This window comes from Bacillus sp. FSL M8-0350 (genome assembly GCF_038593345.1).
Classification (GTDB): Bacteria; Bacillota; Bacilli; order Bacillales; family Bacillaceae; genus Bacillus; species Bacillus safensis.
The window spans coordinates 551512-573544 of record NZ_CP151985.1 but is presented as its reverse complement, the minus strand read 5'-3'; the positions used below and the strand labels follow the sequence as shown (position 1 = coordinate 573544).

Sequence of the window (22033 nt, the reverse complement as noted above, 5' to 3'; positions counted from 1 at the left end):
ATAATAGAGTCAGTTCAATCAATGATCATACTTGGAGGAGAGACTGATGATACGACGACTTGATCATATCGTGTTGACTGTACAACATATGGAGGACACCATTCGCTTTTATACAAACGTATTAGGGATGAAGGAAGAGACTTTTGGTGAAGGCCGTAAAGCGCTTCGTTTTGGTTTACAGAAAATCAACCTTCATGAAGCTGGTCATGAATTTGAGCCAAAAGCGGCTCATCCTCTTCCTGGATCTCATGATTTGTGCTTTATCACCGATTTAGACATGGACAGTTTGCTGCTGCACCTCCGGAAGCAAGTGGTCCCCATTGAAGAGGGGCCGGTCAGACGCACCGGTACATTAGGTCCAATTGAATCTGTTTATATCCGTGATCCTGATCTGAATTTAATTGAAATCTCTCGATATATAGAGGAGGGTGATCCGTCATGACTCGTATATTTTTGAGACCGATTGAAGAGCAAGATTATCCTGGTATTCAAAGAGGATGCCAGCATGCAGAGACACTTTATATGACTGGCACACGCAAAACGTTCACACTAGAAGAAATCCGCTCCGCCTATACCCGCTTTTTGCAAGATGACAGCAGACGAGATTTCGCTATTTGTCTGCTAGACACGAAAGAGATGATTGGGGATGCGGCGATTGTGGACATTGATCCAATCAATCATACGGCAAGCTTCCGCATTGCGCTTCACGGGCCGGAGCATTTTCAAAAGGGATATGGCACTGAAGCGGTTCGGATGGTTCAAGCATTTGCCTTTGACACATTAGAACTCAACCGTCTTGAGCTTGAAGTCTTTTCCCACAATCCAAGGGCCTTTCGAAGCTATGAGAAAGCCGGATTTCAATATGAAGGAAAAAGACGCCAAGCGCTCTATTTCAACGGTACATACTCAGATGTCATCATCATGGGCATCCTTCGTGAAGAATATAACCACATGATGAATACAGATGCTCCTGTTTAAGAAAAGTCGTCTTTTTTAAAAAATTGAATCCCAGTGACGATGATTAAACAAATAATGGAAGATAGAACGATAGAGACACTCACTAGACTAAGCGCCATGCCTTCCCATCTTCCAATAAAAAAACTGACAATCAATAAAACCAAACCAAATAAAATCAAGCATATAGGGACAATGAACCTCGCATGGCGCTGCCGGCGTCTTTTCCCTGCCCACCATGAGAGACACAAAACAACGATTGTAAAAAAGGCGGTTTGCAGCCAGAACATGTGATATCAACTCCTAACCCATAACAATGGAGGTACTTCAAATGAACATTAGACCCATTGAGCAAAAAGACAACCCGTATATCGCAGCGATTATCCGCCAGTCACTAGAATCAGCGAATCTAGCGATTGAAGGAACAGCCTACACTGATCCCCAACTTGACCAGCTTTTCGAATACTATCAATCATTGACTCATGCAGCCTATTGGATTGCTGAAGAGCAGGGTGAGATTGTGGGCGGTGTAGGGATTGCTCCATTTACAAAGGGAGTATGTGAATTACAAAAGCTTTATTTAAGTCCAAAAGCACAAGGAAAAGGTGCGGGCAAAAAACTGATGGATACGGCACTGGAATATGCCTCTGCATACTACGAAGCGTGTTATTTAGAAACCCGCCGGGAATTAACAGCAGCTATAGGCCTTTATCAGCGATATGGCTTTTCTCTTCTTTCAGAACCGCTTGAAGGCTCTGAGCATTCTGCAATGGATGCTTGGTATCTCAAAACCTTCTCATCTTGAACCATAAAACAATCGATAGGTTTTGAGCCTCTGAAAGCCTAACTTCTCTGCCAGTTTGATTGAAGCTAGGTGATGGACATCGCAATCCCAATGCGGTGTCCTCTTTTTTTCAAGACAGGTGCTGATCATATGCTGAGCTGACAGCAGCGCTAAACCTTTTCCGCGATAAGACTCATCTGTCCAAATATCTATCTCCGCACGATCCATACTTGAAAAAATAGAGACGCATTCACTTACCACGTTCTCTCCATTTAAAATGGCAATCCCGATTCCCTTTGATAGAAAACGAGCTGTTTCTCCCCAATAGGCTTCGTAATAGCTAGAAGGGAAAGCACTGCTTGCAGTCATCACCTGCTCATTTGTCCGCTCTACTCTATAGCCTGGATGAGGCTGAGTGGCATGAGAATATGCCTGTGAATAAACGTACGCATGTCTTTCCATTTCATTCAGATGTGACCCAAGACATTTTTTCATCATCGCATCTGTTAATGGATTTGCTGAAAATATGGTAAATCGGCCGTTTTGTCTTTTCTGCCTTTCGTACACATCCACGATAAAGGCTGAGCAGCGTAACAGCTCCACTTCATTCCTTCCTGCTACATAATAAATGCCGCATGAAGCTTCGAGAAAATAAACAAGCGGATGCGCTTCATTATCTACATAAAGATGCCCTTTTATGACACCATCCATGACCGCATCTACAAACACTGGATATGCCGGATCGATCTGCCGAATTCCTTTTTTCATTGATGGTGTCTTTTGCCGTTCTAAGAAATGCACGATTTCTCCTCCTTCCCTTCCATTATAAAGAAAAAGCTGCTGACATTCAGGTCTCTTTTCAGCAAAATGAATTCTTCTGCATCAATAGCGCAATTTAAAAAAGAGACCTTAGTTAAAAGGTCTCTTACTTCTGCATGACATTATTCTGCCGCTGCCTCTTCTGACACTTTTCCCTTCCAAATCAGGGTTAAGCCTAATCCAAGAAATAAGACAACACCTGCGAATAGAAATGGGAAGTGAATATTTTGGTCAAATAAGATGCCGCCAAGTGCCGGCCCGAAAATCGTACCTAGGCTTGTGTAAGTGGAGTTCATTCCTGCGACAAATCCTTGCTGGTTGCCAGCGATTTTAGATAAGAAGGTCGTTAATGCTGGACGTAATAAATCAAAGGCAAGGAAAATGACACATGTGACAATCAGAACAACCAAAAAGCCTGAAACAACAGTTGAAACGAAAGCAAGGACAGCCCCGATAATCAGACATAGCTGAATGACTCTTTTTTCTCCTAGGGCATTTACCAGTTTACCAAACACAAGTACTTGTATGATGACAGCCACAATCGAGCTGACGGTAATGATCACGGCAATATCTTTTGGACCAAATCCAAACTTATGATTTGTGAACAAGCTAAAGACTGTTTCATATGCAGATAGTCCAAATGCGAGGACAAACACAATGATAAAGGCGATGAGGTAGCTTGGATGAATTGATTTTTTCAAATCTTTAAAGAAAGTCGATTCTTTCACTTCATTCATTTGCTTCGCTCGCTCTTCTTTTGTTAAAGGCTCCTTCAGCATAAACATAGACGAAATAACGGCAATAAACGCAATCCCTGCCGCAAAGAAGAATGGCAGGCGTACGCCGTATTCTGCAATAAACCCGCCAATTCCCGGGCCAATGATAAAACCGGTACTAATGGCCGCAGAGACATAACCCATCGCCTTTGATCTTTCTTGAACGGTCGTAATATCTGCGACATACGCAGTGACAGCCGGCATAATAAATGCCGCACTAATACCGCCTAGAAGCCTTGCAACATACAGAACATACACGTGTGTACCAAGACCAAAAACGAGTTCTGATAATGCGAATAGAAACAGCCCAGACACAATCATAATCTTTCTTCCGTAGCGGTCTACCCATCTACCTGCAATAGGTGATGCGATGAGCTGAGCAACGGCAAACGCCGCCACAAGGTATCCCATTGTACTTCCTGTTAGATGCATGACATTCATGAATAGCGGCATGACAGGAATAATGAGACCGATGCCTAAAAACGCAATAAATATATTACTTAATAAAATAACGAGTACTGCTTTTTGCTCACGAATCGGTTTTTGCATGATGTTTGTTTCCCCTTTACTGACTCACTTGTTACTCATGATGGTTGATTCCGTGAATAAACAATGAGATCGCCTCTTTTTGTAACTCTTTCTTCTGCTCGATGGTGTCATTTTTATATAACACGTCTAATCCATAAAAAACTGAAAGTAATATTTTCACTTTTGACTCCACATGCTGGATTGACCAGCTGCCATCTTTGTTTCCTTCAAGTAAGATATCTCTCATCACATCATCAAAATCGACATCAATTTTGTTCAGCCGTTCCATGACTTCGTCTGATGTAAAGGCACTGGCACAAAATTCCTCACTCGCTCTCATTAATGGGTAGTTAATCCCCATTTGACTGAGCAGTTCTGCAAACCCGACAAGCTTGTCGATAGCTCGGTTCAGTGTTTTCTTCTCCTCTTGCCACGTTTCCATCATCAAACGATGATCCTCTTCCATAATATGAAGAAACAAAAACTCTTTTCCTTTGAAATGATGATAGAGATTGCCTTTACTCACCTCAGCAGCCTCTAAAATATCACGCACGGATGTTTCTGAATAACCTTTTTTCGCAAATAAATCACGAGAAGCGGTGACGATTTTTTGCTTCGTCTTCTCACTCTTTCCAGCCCCGCTTTGTGTACTTTTCATGTGTCACAATCCCTTTCTACCCTGCATTTCTTCATGCAGACTAAATAAAACCGACCAGTTGGTTTATTTTTAATTATAAATGGATTTTCCTTATAATACAATGAAAAAGTCATCGACTTCATAAGGAATGATTCATGTGAAAACAAACAGAACAGTCATTTGCGCTATCACCAAAAAGGACTTATATGTATTTTTCTTCTGCGACCTTTTCATGGCTGCTTTGGCGTACTACGTGTTCAAATTCAAACCAACCACATTTTATGAATGTGCAGGGGTCATGGGAAGTATACTATGTCCCTTTTTGATGAAAAAGTGGATATACCGGTGATCTCCTTTCAAATATATCCGTCATTCATTTAATTCTTCTTTATATTTAACTTCACTTAACTATAAAGATTGCCTATAATAGAAGAGAGGTGATGTCATTGGATGAGGGAATCATTCATTACGGTAAAAAGATCATTGAATACTCGAATGCTCTAGGCTCAATTTATGTAGAAGAGTATCAACGATTCTTAAAACATGAGTATGCAGATTTATCAGCCAAACAAGAGCTGACACTTGAGCTACTGCGCACGAAAACGAGAACAATCAATGAATTAGCTGATTACTTTTCAATTTCTGCCAGCGCAGCTAGCCAGCTTGTATCAAAGCTTGAGCAGCTCGGCTATGTCAAACGAGAAATTAATCCACATAACCGAAGAGAAATCATTGTTGATTTTGCTCAAAAGGGCCATGACTACCACAAGAATACGGAAGACATTCAATTGCACCTTATTCAAAAATATTATGCAAAGCTTCCAAAAGAAGATTTAAAAACATTACTATCTCTATACGAAAAAATCTATCAGATTGCAAAAGAAGCGCCTTAATACGGTGTTTCTCTCACTGATATTTAAGTTATCTAAACTATTAAGGGGATGAAAATATGCAAAGCATTCATTTACAAGATGGCCGGTACATTGGTTTGACTCAATACGGTGATCTTGAGGGGTTTCCAATTTTCTTTTTTCATGGAACACCTGGATCAAGAGTGATGTTTTTAGATGATGATCCAATCTCTCAAAAGCTCGGCATTCGTCTCATCTGTTTGGATCGACCTGGATTCGGTTTATCCACCCCTCTACCTGACCGCACAATTTTAGACTGGACAAAAGACGTGCTGGAAGTGGCAGATAATCTTGGCATTCAACATTTTTCAGTGATGGGTGTATCTGGAGGCGGCGCATTCGCAGCTGGTTGTGCCTATCAATTGCCGCATCGCGTCCTTTCAGCCGCTCTGATCTCAAGCACAACCCCTTTTCAAGGCGGAAAACCGCCAAAAAGCATGCTAAAAGAAAATAAATTAGCCTTTTTCCTTAGTAAGAAGTTTCCTTGGCTATTGAAAGCAAGCTATCGTTCCCAGAAAAAAATGATTGAGAACAAACCAGAGAAATTTAAGAAGCTGGCCAAAAACGGGAACAAGCATTTACATCCGTGGGATCGGCAATTCCTTCAAACCGATGAGCAGTTAGAGATGATGATGACACATTTATACGAAGCGACTCGTCAATCAGTGGATGAATGTATTCGTGAACCCATTTTACTCTCAAAACCATGGGCATTCGATATGAAAGATATTCAAATCCCTGTTGATGTCTGGCACGGAAAAGAAGATACAATGGCTCCATTTGTAGAAATAGAAAAAATAGCTCAGGCGATTCCAAACGTCAAAACCCATTTTATAGATCAAGCGGGGCACTTTCTTACTGATGTAGACGATATTTGGCGAGATATTTTACTCTCTTTAAAGGAACGTGCTGAACATCAGAAACATGCATAAAAAAAGACCCAATATGACTTGGGTCTTTTTCTTCATTAATACTGTTCATAATACCTTTGCACTTTAACTGGATCTTTTGTCTTCGTCAGTGCCAGCATGAGCAGAATACGTGCTTTTTGCGGGTTTAATGAATCAGAGGACACAAAGTGATGTTCATCATCCGTTTTTTCGTGGGTGACAATTCCATTCCCCGTACGGCTTGATCTCACAAGAACCACATCTTTTTTCACTGCATCTGTTGCCCCTTTGATGGCTTCTGTAGACATCGTTCCATTTCCTGCTGCAGCCACGACAATCCCTTTCGCACCTGCTTTGACTGCGGCATCATACATATATTTTTGATCATTTTGATAGCCGTATAAAATATCAACTTGCGGCAATTCTTTTATCTTTGATACATCAAATTCACTTTCAGTCGTATGTTTTCTTGTCGGTTCGTTATAAAAGGACACCACTTCACCAGTAACTTCTCCGATGTACCCTTGCTCAAGTGACTTGAAGGCATCGGTTGTGGTCGTGTTTGTTTTCGTAACAAATCGAGCCGATGCAATTCGGTCATTTAATGTGACCATGACCCCTTTGCCCTTTGCTTCTTTGGCTGATGCAATTTTCACCGCATGATACAAGTTAAGCGGGCCATCCGCACTGATTGCCGATGCTGGTCTCATTGAGCCAACGACCACCACAGGCTTATCACTTTTGACAACCAGATGTAAAAAGTAAGCTGTTTCTTCAAGTGTATCTGTTCCATGCGTGATGACAATGCCATCCACTTGATCATCTTTTAATAGTTCATTCACTCGTTTGGCTAATTTTAAAAGAAGAGCGTTATCAACATTTTCACTGCCGACATTCGCGACCTGCTCACCGGTAACATTTGCAATATCCTTCAGCTGTGGAACTGAAGCAATGACTTTATCAATGCCAAGTGAACCGGATTTATAGCCCGTCGTATCTGTATCACTGTCCGAACTGCCAGCAATTGTACCGCCTGTGGCTAATACCTTAATATTTGATAAGGACTTATTCCCTGTTTCAACCGCTTTGTTTTTCTCTTTTGTTTCACTGGATACGTTTTCTTTTTCGCTTTGAGTATTCTCTTGAGTGCCTGTGTTCGCACAGGCTGCTGTCACTAGTAATAAAACAGAAAGAAGGACAGCACCTAACCATTTTGTCATGTTCATTGGATCATCTCTTTTCCTCATTTGATGGATTTCATGGCTAAATCTCTTTCTATAGGCTTTACTTTATACCATACCTTCATTCATCGGCATGAGGCTAAAGATATAGAACCAAATAAAGGTAAAAAGGGCATTATATTAATGATTTATTCAATTCTTATTACCTAAATTTGCTGTAATTAAGTTGAGTATTGAAGGTGGCGTATTTTAAAAATAACTGATGCTTGTTAATGAATTTATGATAAAATATAGTAAATTTTACAAAAAAGGAGTATACATTTTGCATTCGCTTCAACCCTTTTACAAAATCCTAATCACTCTATTCATCAGCTCTATTTTACTCGGCTTGTTTGTCTGCTTATTTCCACCTATTCAAGCTGAGCCTACGTTTCTGATATTTTATATTCCTATCTTTTTTGTTTTTTATTTCGTCTTTGCGGTTCCTTTGCAGTTATTGTTTTCTTTGCAGCCAAAGGCTTTCCATCCTCTTTATTTAGCTGCGTATTTACTGATTGCAATGGTTGTCATGCTCTTTTTCATTGATGGAATTGGGAGTCAAGCGTCTTTACCCATCATCATCATGAGCAGTCTTATCTACTGGACTTGTGATTCTTTGTTTTATCAAAGAATGCATGAAAAAAACACCTAACGCGAAGGTGTTTTTTTCATTAGTTTCTTTAAAGCATTTTTCTCATCAAATAATCGGTATCCATTTTGAGCGATCTTCCTAGGACGTACAAAATCCTTTTCTGTAAAGTGACAAAGGGCAATTTTGTAATGCTTAATCGCCTTCACTTGTTACATTTCTCCTATGCTTGACCACACAGCCAATCATGCCATAAAAAAATCACTAAGGAAATCTACCTCAGTGATGGGAATCGTTATTTCATACTTGTACCAGCGTGTGAAAAGATCGGATCTTTTAATTCAAATTCGAATGTCTTTCCGTCCACAATACCGACTGTTTTTTCACTGTCATAAAGCTCAAGCAGACAAGCTGCCATTTCTTTTGATGTATGGTATTTCTTGAAATTGCCTTCATATTCAAATTCGTCAACATCCAATGAACGCTTTGCGAATTCTGATTCTGTCGCGGATGGCGCTAATACTTTTGCCTGTAATTTGGCTCCTTTTCCTTTCAACTCTAGGGCCAGCCCTTCTGTAAAGGCGCTCACGTAAAACTTCGTTGCTGAATAGGTGACGGCATTGCCGACGACTGTATAGCCGGCTCGTGAAGAAATGTTAATGAGCTGCGCTCCCTCTACTTGCTCATAATCACGAACAAATAAAGTGGATAGAATCGTTAATGCTTCGATATTCAGATGAAGCATGTCCCCAATTTTACTTAAATCTTGTTCTCCTATAGAGCCAAAGTGACCAAACCCTGCATTATTTATAAACGTATCCAGCTCATAATCTGATAATGATTCATAAAATGAATACACTTGCTCTTTGTTTGTTAAATCGACTGACTGTATGACTACTTTGATATCGGGATATTGATCATGAATCTTCATCTTCAATTCTTGGAGTTTATCAAGCCGGCGTGCAGCTAATATAAGATTTTCCCCTCGTGCTGCAAAGGCGAGAGCCGCCTCATATCCAATACCTGAGCTTGCTCCTGTAATGACTGTATAGCCCATTTTATATCCCCCTATTCGTGTCTTCTAACTGGTTAAATTATAACGACAGCGTTTCGCTCAAGTCAATTTTGAAGAGAGTCAAAGGGCATTATGTCTAACTGAGATACAGCTCCTCAGTCACTTCCTTTTGAATCATTTTGGAGGATGTCATGTTGAGATTTTTTTGTTCATTTTTGAAAAACCAATTGGTAGGAATGTTCGATTAACTCCTCTACAAATGAGGATGGAATGTCTGCATCAAGGTAAATGGAATTCCAATGAGTCTTATTCATATAGTAGCCAGGGATAATTCCTTGAGGAAAGATATCTGACCCTTTTTACATTCACTTTTTTTTCAGAAACAGTAATAAAAGCACAGGCCCATTGTCTCCTGTGCTTTTGAATCACTCTACTTTTCTTATTCAAACGCCTTCTTCAATTGATCACTCATCAGATGCCAAGCTTCTTCAGCTATGGCTAAATCTCCGGCGTGCGTGAAGCCGTGTGGAACGCCTTTAAATTGTTTGTACGTGACGTCTACCCCAGCTTCTTTTAACTTGGCAGCATATTGTTCGGCTTCTTCAGCCAGCGAATCCCTCTCTGCTGTGATGACGAGAGCTGGAGGCATTTGTGCTAAGGATGAACGATCTGCAAAAACCGGAGAAACGAGCGGATTGTGCGGATCTTGGCCTTGCAGATAGAAGGCATTAAAGAGCCTCGCCAATTCAACTGGGATCGCTTCTTTAAACGCTGGCTTTTGTGCTGGATCAGTGGCTAGATCAAGCGGCGGATAATCAAGCACTTGATAGGCAATTGGGAGTGTATTTCCTCTTTGAATATTCAATAGACAAGCAGCCGTTGCCAAATTTCCTCCTGCGCTATGTCCGCCAATGGCTAATGCATTCCGATCGATTTGAAGCTCCTCAGGATGTTCATACAGCCACTTCAGTACATCGTAGCATTCATGAAGAGCGGCTGGGAAAGGGTGCTCGGGTGCAAGCTGATACTCGACATTGACGACGATACATTGCGCCCGGTCTGCAATGACTGGACACCAGGGATTATCCATTTCAGCACTGCCCATGATAAATCCGCCGCCATGTAAATTCACAAAAACAGGAAGCAGCTGTTTTTGTGTGTTCACTGGCTTAAATACCCACACCTTTGTTTCGCCAGCACTTGTTGGAATGTCATATTCCATTTTGTTCACTTCAGGAGGATTTACCGGTTTTAGTTCCGATTGACTCGGTAATGAACCTTCAGATGGCTGGCGTAATGACGCAGCGATTTTGATTTGTTCTTCTAAGTTCATGATCTCAGACTCCTTTCATATTCATTTCTAACTCATTCGTTCCTTTTTCCTCTTCTCCTCCTACTGCAATTTTCATTGGTTCACTTTTTACCTATCTCCCCTTTTCCTCTCTCTTTGAAACAAGCATTGAGCAAATAAAAAAGCACTGCGGCGCTATGTCCTCAGTGCTTTTGATTTCTCTTATGATACTTGCTGTTCTACCTTCACTCGTTTAATGAAGAAAGCAATAATTAAACCAACGATGGTCATGATTACTGCAAAGATAAATGCGTGCTGGACGCCATTTGTAAAGGCGAGCAGCTGATTCACCGGATTTGCGGGATCAGACACATTTTCCATAAAGCTGCGGGCGCCTGAAGAAAGGATCGAGATACCGACCGCAGTACCAATGGCTCCTGACACCTGCTGCAATGTATTCATAATCGCTGTACCATGCGGATATAGCTCTGGCGGCAGCTGATTCAATCCATTTGTTTGAGCAGGCATCATGATCATCGCGATTCCGATCATTAAGGTAATATGAAGGGTGACAATGAATCCAATCGACGTATTCACACTTAGATTCGTAAAGCCAAACATCGTCGCTGCGACAATGACAAGACCTGGAATGACAAGCCATTTTGGACCAAACTTATCAAATAGACCACCCATGATTGGAGATAGGAGTCCGTTGATAATTCCACCTGGCAACAGCATTAAACCTGCTGTAAATGTAGAAAGCGCCAAGGATGTTTGCAGATACAATGGCAAAATCATCATAGCAGACAGCATCACCATCATACACACTAAAATCAGAAGTAACCCAATAACAAACATCGGATATTTAAACGGGCTTAAGTTCAGCATTGGTTCTTTCATGTTCAACTGTCTTAAAGAGAACACAAGGATTCCTATGACACCAACTACAATTGCAACGATGACATGCATACTGCTCCAGCCGCCGCCTTCACCGGCACTGCTAAAGCCATACACAATTCCGCCGAAACCAATGGTTGAAAGCACAATTGATAAGATGTCGATTTTCGGTCTTGTTGGTTTTGTAATATTTTGCATAAAGATATAACCAAATACGAGTGCAGCCATTAATAAAGGAAGTGAAATCCAGAAAATCCAATGCCACGTCAACGATTTCAGAATAAGACCGGAGACGGTTGGACCGACTGCTGGTGCAAACATGATCACAAGACCAATAATCCCCATCGATCTGCCTCGTTTATGAGGCGGGATGATGACCAAAATCGTATTAAACATCAATGGCAGAAGCAATGCTGTACCGACTGCCTGCACGACACGTGCTACCATTAAAATACTAAAGACCGGCGCAACCGCCGCAATAAATGTTCCGATGATCGAAAAGACAAGCGATGTAATGAAAAGCTGTCTTGTCGTAAACCATTGAAGAATGAGTCCTGAAATCGGTACGAGAATACCAAGTGTTAATAAATATCCTGTTGTCAGCCACTGAGCAGTCGTCGCTTCAATTCCAAAGTCTAACGTTAAACTTCTCAGCGCCATGTTTAATGCCGTTTCACTGAACAAGCCAATAAATCCAGCTGTGATAAAAGAAATAATAATGGGCAGCGTTCGAATGTCAGAAGCTGCTGCTTTCTGTTTGTTCATATTAAGTTGGCTCCTTTTCTTTTTCAATTTAGATGAACCTTAGGAAGTCAGGGTGGTCAGAAATGAGCCACTTTCATGTCTATTGAAAGACGGATAAAATCTGTTTTTCTGCAGCAAATTGAGCGATTCTTTCGATTGAATAGCCAGATTCATGTATATAAAACATGAGCTCAGGCGTCATTGGAGAGGACATACATAACGTTGTCAGTTCTATGTCCTGTATATTCGCTTCTCCCTTTTCTCTCGCTTCCTCAAGCAAATCACGAATGATTTGTCTAAGTGATTGACTGTAATGACTATCATACACTTTACTTGTCTGCTCTAAATTCCCAGAGATTGTAAGTATCCGAATCCAGTCTAGATGGTGACCGACGATGAGATGAATTTCTTCGAGAACATAGCGCAAACGTTCACGGACCGGCTGATCACTTATTTTGCTCAAGTAAAGATGCAAAGCTGGGATCAGCTGTTCAAATCTCTCCCCAAGGATAGAAAGGCACAAATCACTTTTATTGGCGTAGCGGCGGTAAAGAGTACCCTGCCCAACACCAGCTGTTTTCGCAATTTTATGCATGCTGACATTTTCTACACCAAATTCTTGAAACAAGGAGAATGCGATCTCTTCAATTTCCTCCCCAATATCCTTTTCCACCATGCTCACCTTCTTTACCTTCATCCACATGTCACTTATCTCTATGTGTTAAATCAAAACACTTTAGGTTTTTCTTAGGACAATTGTCCCGATATTATCTTACGGACAACTGTCCGCAATGTCAATCATTATTTTTTACTTATGATTCTTCTTTCAATTCTATTAAATAATACACGCTGTTTATCATTATTTAGACCGATTTTCCCTTTTGAAAGAATCATGTATGATCAATAAAGAAAGCGCTTCCATAAAAGGAGAGGAGAATGCGAATATGTACCGTATGAAACGAATGTTGATGCTGCTTGTCACTGGATTAGTCTTGAGTTTGTCCACATTTACTGCGGGTGCCTCGGCACAAACGGGTGGATCGTTTTATGAACCTTTTAACAACTATAATACGGGGTTATGGCAAAAAGCCGATGGATACTCGAATGGAAACATGTTTAACTGTACGTGGCGTGCAAATAACGTGTCGATGACCTCATCAGGTGAAATGCGTTTATCGCTCACAAGTCCCGCCTATAACAAGTTTGACTGCGGAGAAAACCGCTCCGTTCAAACGTACGGCTATGGGCTATATGAAGTCAACATGAAGCCAGCCAAAAATGTGGGGATCGTCTCTTCTTTCTTCACTTATACGGGACCGACTGATGGCACGCCTTGGGATGAGATTGACATTGAATTTCTAGGAAAAGATACGACAAAGGTACAGTTTAACTACTATACCAATGGTGTAGGAAATCATGAAAAGATCGTCAACCTTGGTTTCGATGCAGCGAACTCTTATCACACGTATGCATTTGACTGGCAGCCAAACTCTATCAAATGGTATGTCGATGGACAATTAAAACATACCGCCACCACTCAAATTCCTCAAACACCAGGGAAAATTATGATGAACCTGTGGAATGGTGCAGGTGTCGATGAATGGCTCGGCTCCTACAACGGTGTTACCCCGCTCCACGCACATTATAACTGGGTGCGTTACACAAAAAGATAACTCTATCAAAAAAACCTGTGATTTTTCACAGGTTTTTCTTCGTTTAATTAGAATGAGTTTTCAGCTGATGAGCGAGTTTTTTCTCATGATTGTGGATAATATCTTCATAACTTTCTATTTTGAAATCCAATCGTTTAATGGTCTCTTCGATTTCCTTTTGTTTTTGGACGAGTCTTTCTCGTTCATTGACCAAAATGTTTTTTCGCGAAGATAACGTATGATCATCATCCTCAAAAAATAAGGCTGTATATTCTCTAAGCGCATCAATCGAGAGCCCTGCATTTCTCATACACTTGATAAATTCGATCCATTGAAGATCATCCTCCGTATAATCACGAATCCCATGATCGTCACGTTTGATTTCCCTAATCAAACCAATATTTTCGTAATATCTAAGTGTCGCAGTAGATAAATCGAGCTGTTTTGCTGCTTGTGCTATTTTCATTGTGCCCTCCTTCTTTCTCTTACCTTCCGATCTCCCTTTCCTCATCATCTCCATTTTGAAAAAGAAAGCAAGATGCTTTTGGCTCAATTCTTGATTCAGGAATGTTATAAAAGCCTGAATTCGCTATGACAGAAGGTTTTCTGTTGACTTATAGTTCACTTTAAGACGTACAGTATAGAAGAAAGAATCGAATCTTATTTTTGAAAGGATGATCAAGAATGTGTCAGACGCACCAATCAAATGTTTTAAGTGTTTCACACGCAAAAGCGAATTTTGAACGGACGACCATTGAACGAAGAGCGCTTCGTCCACATGATATTTTAATTGATATTCAATTTAGCGGGATCTGTCATTCAGATATCCACAGCGCTTTTGATGAATGGGGCGGCGGCATTTTCCCGATGGTTCCAGGTCATGAGATCACTGGGGTCGTTACAGCTGTAGGGGATGATGTGACGAAGTTTCAGATCGGAGACCGTGTAGGCGTTGGCTGCTTTGTGGATTCCTGCGGCACCTGTGAATATTGTCAAAATGGAGACGAGCAGTATTGCACAAAAGGGGTCGTCCAAACGTATAACAGCCGTGACTATGACGGGGAGCCGACTTATGGCGGCTACAGTCAAAAAATTGTCGTGACTGAACGATTTGTCGTCAGCATTCCTGATCAACTGCCCCTTGATGCCGCAAGCCCTCTTCTCTGTGCTGGCATTACAACTTATTCACCATTAAAGCACTGGAAGGCAGGCCCTGGCAAAAAGGTTGCTATCGTCGGAATGGGCGGGCTCGGCCATGTTGCTATTCAATTCGCGAGTGCTCTAGGCGCTGATGTGACGGTATTGAGCCGCTCTTTGAATAAAAAAGAAGAGGCGCTGTCATTTGGCGCAAAAGACTACTTTGCTACAAGTGATCCTGATACGTTTCAGACACTAGCCGGTCAGTACGACCTTATTCTCAATACGGTCTCTGCCAACATTAATGTGGATGCCTATTTGTCCTTACTCCGTGTAGATGGAACCTTGGTGAACGTCGGTGCACCGCCTAAGCCGGATCAATTCCACGTCTTTTCATTAATTTCCGGCCGCCGCAGCATTGCTGGTTCACTCGTTGGCGGCATCCAAGAAACACAAGAAATGCTCGATTTCGCAGCTGCTCATAACATTGCACCACAAATTGAAGTGATCAATGCGAATCAAGTTGATGAAGCGTATGAACGGGTGTTGAAAAGTGATGTGCGTTACCGGTTTGTGATTGATATTTCGACGTTATGATCGGATTCCATTTTGAAAGACTAGCTCAATGGCTAGTCTTTTTTTTTAACATGATTTTCTCATAAACAGCTTTTTACGTTTGAATGACTGGATACGGATATAAAGGCTGGCTCCCGAGCTGTAATTGTGGATATCCTGTTTTTCTTATAGCGAGGAGGATATGTTCAAATGAAAAAAATCACATCCAAAATTCCCACAAAATAACCTCCCTTTTTTAGAACAAAATTTATTGACAACAAATAAATAAACATGTTATTATTAAAAATTTGATTATTTTACCCATAAGTGTGGTACCCTTAAAGTAGATACATTATATGGAGGTGGATGATATGTTTCAAATTGGTGATAACATTGTTTATCCAATGCACGGAGCAGGTATAATTGAAGCCATAGAAGAAAAAGAATTCTCTGATGAAAAACAACAGTATTATGTGATTAAAATGTCAATCAGTCATATGAAAGTAATGATTCCAACACGGAAAATGTCAGGTTCACGTATTAGACCTGTTACAGATATACTGGCTTTAAAGAATGTAATGCACATTTTCCAGCATGGCAAATCAGATCAATTACTGACATGGAAAGAACGGCATACAATTAACACAAACAAAATAAAAACGGGTAACATCCAAGAAGGTGCTGAAGTTGTGCGTGATCTGATGCGTATGAAGAAAGAGAAAGCACTCAATGCAAGTGAAAAGAAAATGCTGGATGATGCCCATGAATTTTTGCTAAGTGAATTAGAAGTCATCAAAGGAATTACAGAAAAACAAATCAAAAGTTTCTGTTAAGAACCTCTTCCACACTCACCATTTTTGAATACAAGTTCTCTACGAGCATGTCCATCCTTCAATTTATTAAAGAAAAAAAGAATTTATTTAGGCAAATTCCGCATATTGTAAATCCAATATGCTATACTGTTGATAAACCTTTGAAGCATGAATTTTTTTACGATTACCTTGTAACACCTCCCTACTTGTACGCTGAGTAGGGTTTTTTATTGAAAAAATGCGTGAAAGCATAAAAAAACAGGCTCTCTACAGAGAACCTGTTTTAAAAGGATGAAGATTAAGCAGTTTTTTGAACGTTAGCAGCTTGAGCTCCACGAGAACCTTGCTCTACGTCAAATGTTACTTTTTGACCTTCGTCTAAAGATTTGAATCCGTCACCTTGGATAGCTGAGAAATGTACGAATACATCGTCGCCTTCTTCACGTTCGATAAATCCAAAACCTTTTTCTGCGTTAAACCATTTTACTGTACCTTGTTCCATGTTTGTTGCCTCCTCGTGCGTATACCACACAATGTATTATACTATCCTTGCCCAAAGTATCCTCAAGACGAAAAGTCTTTCTTCATGCTATCCTTTACGCCGAACAAAAATAATTATTCTTATTGTAACATGAATCGGAAATAATTGCAATTTAGGATTCAAAAGAACAAAATCAACGATCCCACATAATTTTGTTCTTCTCTGACTTTAAGATAATTTTTTCTACAAAATGGACGTTCAATCTCGAAAGGAATAAACAAGTTCATAACGTCATTCCATTTTTCAGACATCTGTCAGTATTATTTAAAAGTGGTAATAACGAAAACATTACTGTACTCTTAGAAAATTGATGTCATTTCTATTTCAGCTAATATTCAACATTTTTATTCCTATCTATTATTAAAGTTACTATAAGACTAGCTACGCTGACTAAAGTTCCTGCGATAGAAACAACAATTGTCAAAAAGCCATCTGGAATAAAAAATCCTATTGGAATTAGTACCAGAAAAGAGAGAACAATAAAACATTGGTATACACCAGATATAGTTCTCACAATCAAGTTACTGAAAAAAGACATCACCAACGGAGGAATGAATAAAAAAACCACTATTCCAATTGATATTATTAAGATGCGAGGCTGATCAAATGAAATGACATTATCTCCAGGAGAATTTTGGGCAGCCACTAACATAACAACTATAGACATCATTAGAGTAAGTAAAACTAGAGAAAACCTTTTTATCATGCTATAACTCCTTTTTCATATTGAATAGTTTTATAGGAACAGGCTAATTTAGTCAACCAATTTTTATGTTGACACAAATCGCTGTATTTTCTGGATAATCATGAATTGGTCATGAGCTTATAAATTTTTTGAAGTTGACCTTATGCAACTTAATTCCATTTTATCAAATTATCTCATCGAAACCTTTATTTAACAATATAAAAAATGAAAGGAAGCTAGAAGCTGAATAAAAGAATTTATTCATGATGTTCTTATGGACAACAACCGCATCATGACTGGTAACTATACTTTAGAGGATACAAAAAAAACCAAAGGTCTACAAACTTTGGTTTCTTAGATGCGGCCGAGAGGACTTGAACCTCCACGGGTTATTCACCCACTAGGCCCTCAACCTAGCGCGTCTGCCATTCCGCCACGACCGCGTGTATGATGTGCTCATATATTCATAAGTGCACTGTTTGAAAAAACAATGCGGGTGAAGGGACTTGAACCCCCACGTCATAAAGACACTAGATCCTAAGTCTAGCGCGTCTGCCAATTCCGCCACACCCGCGTGACAATGGTGAGCCATGAAGGACTCGAACCTTCGACCCTCTGATTAAAAGTCAGATGCTCTACCAACTGAGCTAATGGCTCATCTGCTATACAGAAAAACATATATAAAAAATGGCTGGGCTAGCTGGATTCGAACCAACGCATGACGGAGTCAAAGTCCGTTGCCTTACCGCTTGGCTATAGCCCAACGAATCAAAAAACAAAACATGACCCGTACGGGATTCGAACCCGTGTTACCGCCGTGAAAGGGCGGTGTCTTAACCGCTTGACCAACGGGCCATACAATAATGGCGGAGAAGGAGGGATTTGAACCCTCGCGCCGCTCGCGCGACCTACACCCTTAGCAGGGGCGCCTCTTCAGCCACTTGAGTACTTCTCCATTATGGCTCCGCAGGTAGGACTCGAACCTACGACCGATCGGTTAACAGCCGATAGCTCTACCACTGAGCTACTGCGGAATAATAAGACATGTTTCATTATATCTATGCCAGAAAAATGTGTCAAGAATTTTTAAGTGTTTCATTCCTGTCTCATTAGCGACGGCTTTTATAATTTAACATATACTAATATAACAGTCAAGCCTTTCTTCCTTCCTTTTTGTTTTCTGTTTAGACACGACAGAAAGACCCCGACCTCTAACTAAAGACCAAGGCCTCCTTGCTGCTGCGCTCCCTATAGGTTCATGACAGCTTATACTTTCGCATCCACTTATAAAAGGTGCTTCTTGGCACCTCTGCCAGCCTCGCTGCTTCTGTCACATGACCTTTCGTTTTGTGCAGTGCGTCTATCACTGTTTGCTTTTGAATGCGTTCCCTTAGCGTGAGTTCTTTTGGATTCTCGGTATACTCTGGTAGATGCAGCTTCTGCTTTTTCTGATCCATCGTCTCTAATACCTCCGTATATTGCGATTCACCAATCCATCCTCCTTTAGGAAACAGTACCCTTATATGTTCAAACAGATTAAAAAGCTCTCGTATGTTTCCAGGCCAATGGTACGCTTCCAGCTTACGAAAAAATGATTCAGGAAATGTCGCATTCCATTGGTGTTTCTTTTGGTAATAGCGATATAAATCAACAATGTCTTCTTTTCTTTCTCTAAGCGGCGGGATGTTGATTGGGTAGACATGAAGTCGGTAATACAAATCTTCTCGTATTTCACCTTCCTTCAGCAGTTCGTTCATATTTCGGTGTGTCGCTGTAATGATTCTAATATCCAAAGGGATTTCGTGTGTCCCGCCGAGCGGTACGACTTTCCTTTCTTCAATGACCCTAAGAAGCGCCACTTGCATCGCATAAGGAATTTCGCCAATTTCGTCTAAAAAGAGCGTTCCTTTCTGCGCCTGTTCAAATTTCCCCTTTGCTCCATGACGTTTTGCCCCTGTAAAAGCACCTTCAGCATAACCAAATAGTTCGCTTTCTAACAGGCTTTCAGGTATGGCTCCACAATTAACGGCAATAAACGGTCCTTCATGTCTTTCACTAGCTAAGTGAATCGCTCGAGCGGCCAGTTCTTTCCCTGTACCTGTTTCTCCCCAAATATATACATTTGCATCTGTTTGTGCCGCTCGTTTTATTTCGCTGAGCGTCTGCTGAAATGCCGTACTTGTTCCAGATTCCCCGGGAAATTGAGCAAAAGAAACGGTTATATTACTCTTCGCTGCTTCTTCAAGAGAAAAAGACATCCCAAGCAGCTTTCCGTCTTGTTCTGACTGAATGATCTGCTTGCCCCGTGTAACAAATGTATCAGCCATGAGCAGCTCAACATCCATTCCGTACCAGTCTGAAAACCGGTCTCTAATCGGCTTGCTTGCCAAAACAATCTGCTTTTTCTCATTACAGACAACAGACGGCTCGTCCGCTTCTACCTGCTGGAGACAAAGACTGATCAGCTCCATCTCTTTCCTTTTTTGCTGGACCTGAATTTCTCTCTCGATGGCATATGCAACTGCTGAAGCCATTCCAAGCATAAAAGGATGCCTTTGATCCGCCATACAGGAGATATCAATGACTCCTATGATCGTGCCGTCTGCATCACGAATAGGGGCCGCTGAACAACTCCAATGGTGGGAAGCGACTGAAAAATGCTCAGTTCCGTTGATCGCTACGGCTTCCCCAATGACCAGTGCCGTTCCAATAGCATTCGTTCCCACATCGGCTTCGGTCCAGCGCGCGCCCTCCATAAAATTTATTTTTTTCGCTTCTACCAGCGTCCTTTGACTTCCTGTCAGACTTAGCACATAACCATCTGCATCGATAAGTAATGCCATCATGTCAGATTCTTTTAATTGCTGACTGATTTTATTTAAGTAAGGAAGAGCGGCATTTAGGAATAGTGAGTACTTCTTTTTTTGAACACTGAATAATTCCTTTTCTAACAACGACTGTCCTTTATCTAAATACGGATTCACATTTGCCTGTTTACATCTGTGCCATGACTCCATCACTCTCTTATCCAGACGAGACCTATCAAGCAAACCTTCATGAACAAAACGTTTCCAAGTATTTAAATAACAAGGCGTCGGATTCATTCCATCCTCTCCTCTGGGGGCTTTTTATCCATTATAGATAATTATAAAAGCGCTTTCAATTATTGGCTAACCCAGGAAGTCATTCGGATAGAAAGTTTCTCTATCAGCAGTGCACCGCTCGCCCATTTGTTTGCAGCAAGGCTTCGTGTATTGCCTCAGAGAGTGTCGGATGTGCCGCAATAAACTGCTCTAATGTATCAGCTGTCAACTCTGTATGCATCATCACCGCCGCTTGTCCAATCAGTTCTGTTGCATTCGGCCCGATAATGGATACACCCAAAATTTCTTGATATTGCGGTTCGACAATGACCTTTACTTGACCAGCTGGCTGATTTAAAATTAATGCTTTTCCATTTGCAGAGAATGCGAATTTCCCTATTCGAATCTCCCCATATTGCTTTCTAGCACTCTCTTCATTTAAACCGACACTAGCGATTTCTGGAGACGTGTAGATGCACCTTGGAATCACTTGTTCATTGACCTTTACATCTTCACCTGATGCATGTGATGCCGCAATCGTTCCTTCATGAAAAGCAGCATGAGCAAGCTGAACGCCGCCTGTCACATCACCGCACGCATAGATATGCGGGAGATTGGTTTGCATATGCTCATTCACGCAGATGCCGTTCCTGTCAAATTCAATGCCGATCTGCTCAAGATTCAGCTCTCCCAGCCTCGGCTTTCTGCCAATGGCGACTAAACAATGATCAGACTGGATGTCACAGCGCTCCCCATGATCCTTCTCAATGACCACTTTTTTTGAAATTGCATCAAGCTGTTTGACTGCTGCTGATGTCAAAATCTCCACACCTGCTTTTTGAAGCTGATCGTGAAGACATTTAGCCGTATCGTGATCTTCTTCAGGTAAAATGTGTGCTGCCTGTTCCACCATGACAACCTTTGATCCCATTCGGCTAAAGATGCTTGCAAACTCACAGCCGATCACCCCTCCACCAATGATACAAAGCGAATCTGGTATTGAAGGGAGCGTCATCGCATCCTTACTATCAATGATCCACTCTCTGTCAAATGGGGCGAAAGGTAAAGCAGCAGGTTCTGATCCTGAAGCAATAATGATTTGTTTTGCCTGAATGATTTCAGATTTCCCTTCACTTTCTATCAATAGCTCATGTGCTGAAAGAAATGATGCCTTCCCATTTAACACGCTGATTTTGTTTTTATTCATCAAATAACGAACGCCATCAGTCAGCTGCTTGACGACTGACCGTTTCCGCCTTTGAACGGCATCCCAATGAATAACAGGCTCCTTTTCTGAAAGCTCAATTCCAAAATGTCCAGCTGATTTCACATGCTCGTACATATCGGCGCTTTGCAAAAGTGCTTTCGTTGGAATACAGCCTTCATTCAGGCAGGTCCCTCCTAACTGGCCTTGGTCGATTAATACAACCTCTCTGTTAAAACGGGCGGCTGTTATTGCCGCCACATATCCTGCTGGCCCGCCTCCTATAATGACTAGCGTCATGGTCATTTC

General features: G+C 41.2%; 23 protein-coding genes, 7 tRNA genes and 1 pseudogene. 8 read left to right on the top strand and 23 right to left on the bottom strand.

What is annotated here, in order from left to right:
• The first annotated feature begins 46 nt into the window (after positions 1-46).
• Together NSS80_RS02815 and NSS80_RS02810 are read left to right on the top strand one after the other, a co-directional pair.
• A complete protein-coding gene (locus tag NSS80_RS02815) occupies positions 47-442 on the top strand; it encodes a VOC family protein (protein ID WP_024425420.1) in 396 nt (131 codons plus the stop codon).
• A complete protein-coding gene (locus NSS80_RS02810) occupies positions 439-978 on the top strand; it encodes a GNAT family protein (protein ID WP_034284087.1) in 540 nt (179 codons plus the stop codon). The genes NSS80_RS02815 and NSS80_RS02810 overlap by 4 nt, the downstream gene beginning before the upstream one ends.
• Here the strand turns inward: NSS80_RS02810 and NSS80_RS02805 are convergent.
• A complete protein-coding gene (locus NSS80_RS02805) occupies positions 975-1244 on the bottom strand; it encodes a YesK-like family protein (protein ID WP_041116794.1) in 270 nt (89 codons plus the stop codon). The two genes, NSS80_RS02810 and NSS80_RS02805, sit on opposite strands and share 4 nt — an antisense overlap.
• 41 nt (positions 1245-1285) lie before the next feature.
• Between NSS80_RS02805 and NSS80_RS02800 the strand changes: the two genes are divergently transcribed.
• Positions 1286-1759 (top strand): GNAT family N-acetyltransferase, encoded by a 474-nt coding sequence (locus tag NSS80_RS02800; RefSeq protein ID WP_025093555.1) that lies wholly within the window; start codon positions 1286-1288, stop codon positions 1757-1759.
• Here the strand turns inward: NSS80_RS02800 and NSS80_RS02795 are convergent.
• From NSS80_RS02795 to NSS80_RS02785, 3 genes are all read right to left on the bottom strand, one after another.
• The gene (locus NSS80_RS02795; protein WP_041116792.1) at positions 1751-2539 is read right to left on the bottom strand and encodes a GNAT family N-acetyltransferase; all 789 of its coding nucleotides are present in this window, start codon (positions 2537-2539) and stop codon (positions 1751-1753) included. The genes NSS80_RS02800 and NSS80_RS02795 overlap by 9 nt on opposite strands.
• Before the next feature lie 140 nt (positions 2540-2679).
• On the bottom strand, positions 2680-3882 hold the full coding sequence (locus NSS80_RS02790) for a tetracycline resistance MFS efflux pump (protein WP_034284096.1): 1203 nt from the start codon (positions 3880-3882) through the stop codon (positions 2680-2682).
• Positions 3883-3913: 31 nt separating this feature from the next.
• Positions 3914-4519: a TetR/AcrR family transcriptional regulator gene (locus NSS80_RS02785; RefSeq protein WP_041116790.1), complete on the bottom strand. Its 606-nt coding sequence runs from the start codon at positions 4517-4519 to the stop codon at positions 3914-3916.
• Positions 4520-4938: 419 nt separating this feature from the next.
• Here NSS80_RS02785 and NSS80_RS02780 point away from each other — a divergent pair, with 419 nt between their 5' ends.
• Positions 4939-5391: a MarR family winged helix-turn-helix transcriptional regulator gene (locus NSS80_RS02780; RefSeq protein ID WP_041116788.1), complete on the top strand. Its 453-nt coding sequence runs from the start codon at positions 4939-4941 to the stop codon at positions 5389-5391.
• 56 nt (positions 5392-5447) lie between these two features.
• Positions 5448-6341 (top strand): alpha/beta hydrolase, encoded by an 894-nt coding sequence (locus NSS80_RS02775; RefSeq protein WP_041116786.1) that lies wholly within the window; start codon positions 5448-5450, stop codon positions 6339-6341.
• A gap of 35 nt (positions 6342-6376) precedes the next feature.
• On the opposite strand, the gene NSS80_RS02770 is transcribed toward NSS80_RS02775, so the two are convergent.
• The 7 genes and pseudogenes from NSS80_RS02770 to NSS80_RS02740 form a co-directional block, all read right to left on the bottom strand.
• Positions 6377-7525: a type II asparaginase gene (locus NSS80_RS02770; RefSeq protein ID WP_041116784.1), complete on the bottom strand. Its 1149-nt coding sequence runs from the start codon at positions 7523-7525 to the stop codon at positions 6377-6379.
• A 642-nt stretch (positions 7526-8167) separates the two neighbouring features.
• Positions 8168-8317 carry a hypothetical protein gene (locus NSS80_RS02765; RefSeq protein WP_157840126.1) on the bottom strand — a complete coding sequence of 50 codons (150 nt, stop codon included), beginning with the start codon at positions 8315-8317 and terminating at the stop codon, positions 8168-8170.
• 86 nt (positions 8318-8403) lie between these two features.
• Positions 8404-9165, bottom strand: a complete 762-nt coding sequence (locus tag NSS80_RS02760) for an SDR family NAD(P)-dependent oxidoreductase (protein ID WP_317222183.1) — start codon at positions 9163-9165, stop codon at positions 8404-8406.
• 167 nt (positions 9166-9332) lie between these two features.
• Positions 9333-9461, bottom strand: a pseudogene (locus NSS80_RS02755) (MmcQ/YjbR family DNA-binding protein); the annotation flags it as partial.
• Positions 9462-9562: 101 nt separating this feature from the next.
• Complete coding sequence (locus NSS80_RS02750) at positions 9563-10456, bottom strand: alpha/beta hydrolase (RefSeq protein ID WP_217008895.1); 894 nt, start codon at positions 10454-10456, stop codon at positions 9563-9565.
• Positions 10457-10636: 180 nt separating this feature from the next.
• Positions 10637-12076, bottom strand: a complete 1440-nt coding sequence (locus NSS80_RS02745; RefSeq protein WP_252050111.1) for a DHA2 family efflux MFS transporter permease subunit — start codon at positions 12074-12076, stop codon at positions 10637-10639.
• Between the two features lie 79 nt (positions 12077-12155).
• Entirely contained in the window at positions 12156-12728 is a 573-nt protein-coding gene (locus tag NSS80_RS02740; protein WP_317222579.1) for a TetR/AcrR family transcriptional regulator, read from the bottom strand.
• Positions 12729-12999: 271 nt separating this feature from the next.
• On the opposite strand from NSS80_RS02740, the gene NSS80_RS02735 reads away from it, so the two are divergent.
• A complete protein-coding gene (locus NSS80_RS02735) occupies positions 13000-13728 on the top strand; it encodes a glycoside hydrolase family 16 protein (RefSeq protein ID WP_025093569.1) in 729 nt (242 codons plus the stop codon).
• Positions 13729-13771: 43 nt separating this feature from the next.
• On the opposite strand, the gene NSS80_RS02730 is transcribed toward NSS80_RS02735, so the two are convergent.
• Positions 13772-14173, bottom strand: a complete 402-nt coding sequence (locus NSS80_RS02730) for a MerR family transcriptional regulator (protein WP_008346757.1) — start codon at positions 14171-14173, stop codon at positions 13772-13774.
• 218 nt (positions 14174-14391) lie between these two features.
• Between NSS80_RS02730 and NSS80_RS02725 the strand changes: the two genes are divergently transcribed.
• Both NSS80_RS02725 and NSS80_RS02720 read left to right on the top strand, forming a co-directional pair.
• Positions 14392-15441, top strand: a complete 1050-nt coding sequence (locus NSS80_RS02725; protein ID WP_041116774.1) for an NAD(P)-dependent alcohol dehydrogenase — start codon at positions 14392-14394, stop codon at positions 15439-15441.
• Positions 15442-15770: 329 nt separating this feature from the next.
• Positions 15771-16232: a CarD family transcriptional regulator gene (locus tag NSS80_RS02720; protein ID WP_098677662.1), complete on the top strand. Its 462-nt coding sequence runs from the start codon at positions 15771-15773 to the stop codon at positions 16230-16232.
• Between the two features lie 277 nt (positions 16233-16509).
• Here the strand turns inward: NSS80_RS02720 and NSS80_RS02715 are convergent, their stop codons facing one another.
• From NSS80_RS02715 to lpdA, 11 genes are all read right to left on the bottom strand, one after another.
• Entirely contained in the window at positions 16510-16713 is a 204-nt protein-coding gene (locus NSS80_RS02715; RefSeq protein WP_003214229.1) for a cold-shock protein, read from the bottom strand.
• Between the two features lie 367 nt (positions 16714-17080).
• Positions 17081-17458: a hypothetical protein gene (locus NSS80_RS02710; RefSeq protein ID WP_034284113.1), complete on the bottom strand. Its 378-nt coding sequence runs from the start codon at positions 17456-17458 to the stop codon at positions 17081-17083.
• A 338-nt stretch (positions 17459-17796) separates the two neighbouring features.
• Positions 17797-17880, bottom strand: a tRNA-Leu gene (locus NSS80_RS02705).
• 48 nt (positions 17881-17928) lie between these two features.
• Positions 17929-18011: transfer RNA gene (locus NSS80_RS02700), tRNA-Leu, on the bottom strand.
• A 7-nt stretch (positions 18012-18018) separates the two neighbouring features.
• A tRNA-Lys gene (locus NSS80_RS02695) sits at positions 18019-18094 on the bottom strand.
• A gap of 31 nt (positions 18095-18125) precedes the next feature.
• Positions 18126-18200: transfer RNA gene (locus tag NSS80_RS02690), tRNA-Gln, on the bottom strand.
• Positions 18201-18220: 20 nt separating this feature from the next.
• Positions 18221-18292: transfer RNA gene (locus tag NSS80_RS02685), tRNA-Glu, on the bottom strand.
• 9 nt (positions 18293-18301) lie between these two features.
• Positions 18302-18392, bottom strand: a tRNA-Ser gene (locus tag NSS80_RS02680).
• Positions 18393-18396: 4 nt separating this feature from the next.
• Positions 18397-18471 (bottom strand) — tRNA-Asn (locus NSS80_RS02675).
• 222 nt (positions 18472-18693) lie between these two features.
• On the bottom strand, positions 18694-20541 hold the full coding sequence (locus tag NSS80_RS02670; protein WP_342498404.1) for a sigma-54-dependent Fis family transcriptional regulator: 1848 nt from the start codon (positions 20539-20541) through the stop codon (positions 18694-18696).
• A gap of 103 nt (positions 20542-20644) precedes the next feature.
• Complete coding sequence (gene lpdA, locus NSS80_RS02665) at positions 20645-22024, bottom strand: dihydrolipoyl dehydrogenase (protein WP_342498403.1); 1380 nt, start codon at positions 22022-22024, stop codon at positions 20645-20647.
• Positions 22025-22033: the final 9 nt, after the last annotated feature.

Coding starts and splice junctions, on each gene's coding strand:
- NSS80_RS02710 (WP_034284113.1), bottom strand. CDS start 17,458: ATGATAAAAAGGTTTTCTCTAGTTTTACTTACTCTAATGATGTCTATA.
- NSS80_RS02780 (WP_041116788.1), top strand. CDS start 4,939: ATGTCATTGGATGAGGGAATCATTCATTACGGTAAAAAGATCATTGAA.
- lpdA (WP_342498403.1), bottom strand. CDS start 22,024: ATGACGCTAGTCATTATAGGAGGCGGGCCAGCAGGATATGTGGCGGCA.
- NSS80_RS02770 (WP_041116784.1), bottom strand. CDS start 7,525: ATGAACATGACAAAATGGTTAGGTGCTGTCCTTCTTTCTGTTTTATTA.
- NSS80_RS02725 (WP_041116774.1), top strand. CDS start 14,392: ATGTGTCAGACGCACCAATCAAATGTTTTAAGTGTTTCACACGCAAAA.
- NSS80_RS02760 (WP_317222183.1), bottom strand. CDS start 9,165: ATGGGCTATACAGTCATTACAGGAGCAAGCTCAGGTATTGGATATGAG.
- NSS80_RS02730 (WP_008346757.1), bottom strand. CDS start 14,173: ATGAAAATAGCACAAGCAGCAAAACAGCTCGATTTATCTACTGCGACA.
- NSS80_RS02785 (WP_041116790.1), bottom strand. CDS start 4,519: ATGAAAAGTACACAAAGCGGGGCTGGAAAGAGTGAGAAGACGAAGCAA.
- NSS80_RS02750 (WP_217008895.1), bottom strand. CDS start 10,456: ATGAACTTAGAAGAACAAATCAAAATCGCTGCGTCATTACGCCAGCCA.
- NSS80_RS02735 (WP_025093569.1), top strand. CDS start 13,000: ATGTACCGTATGAAACGAATGTTGATGCTGCTTGTCACTGGATTAGTC.
- NSS80_RS02790 (WP_034284096.1), bottom strand. CDS start 3,882: ATGCAAAAACCGATTCGTGAGCAAAAAGCAGTACTCGTTATTTTATTA.
- NSS80_RS02800 (WP_025093555.1), top strand. CDS start 1,286: ATGAACATTAGACCCATTGAGCAAAAAGACAACCCGTATATCGCAGCG.
- NSS80_RS02775 (WP_041116786.1), top strand. CDS start 5,448: ATGCAAAGCATTCATTTACAAGATGGCCGGTACATTGGTTTGACTCAA.
- NSS80_RS02815 (WP_024425420.1), top strand. CDS start 47: ATGATACGACGACTTGATCATATCGTGTTGACTGTACAACATATGGAG.
- NSS80_RS02670 (WP_342498404.1), bottom strand. CDS start 20,541: ATGAATCCGACGCCTTGTTATTTAAATACTTGGAAACGTTTTGTTCAT.
- NSS80_RS02810 (WP_034284087.1), top strand. CDS start 439: ATGACTCGTATATTTTTGAGACCGATTGAAGAGCAAGATTATCCTGGT.
- NSS80_RS02720 (WP_098677662.1), top strand. CDS start 15,771: ATGTTTCAAATTGGTGATAACATTGTTTATCCAATGCACGGAGCAGGT.
- NSS80_RS02805 (WP_041116794.1), bottom strand. CDS start 1,244: ATGTTCTGGCTGCAAACCGCCTTTTTTACAATCGTTGTTTTGTGTCTC.
- NSS80_RS02745 (WP_252050111.1), bottom strand. CDS start 12,076: ATGAACAAACAGAAAGCAGCAGCTTCTGACATTCGAACGCTGCCCATT.
- NSS80_RS02715 (WP_003214229.1), bottom strand. CDS start 16,713: ATGGAACAAGGTACAGTAAAATGGTTTAACGCAGAAAAAGGTTTTGGA.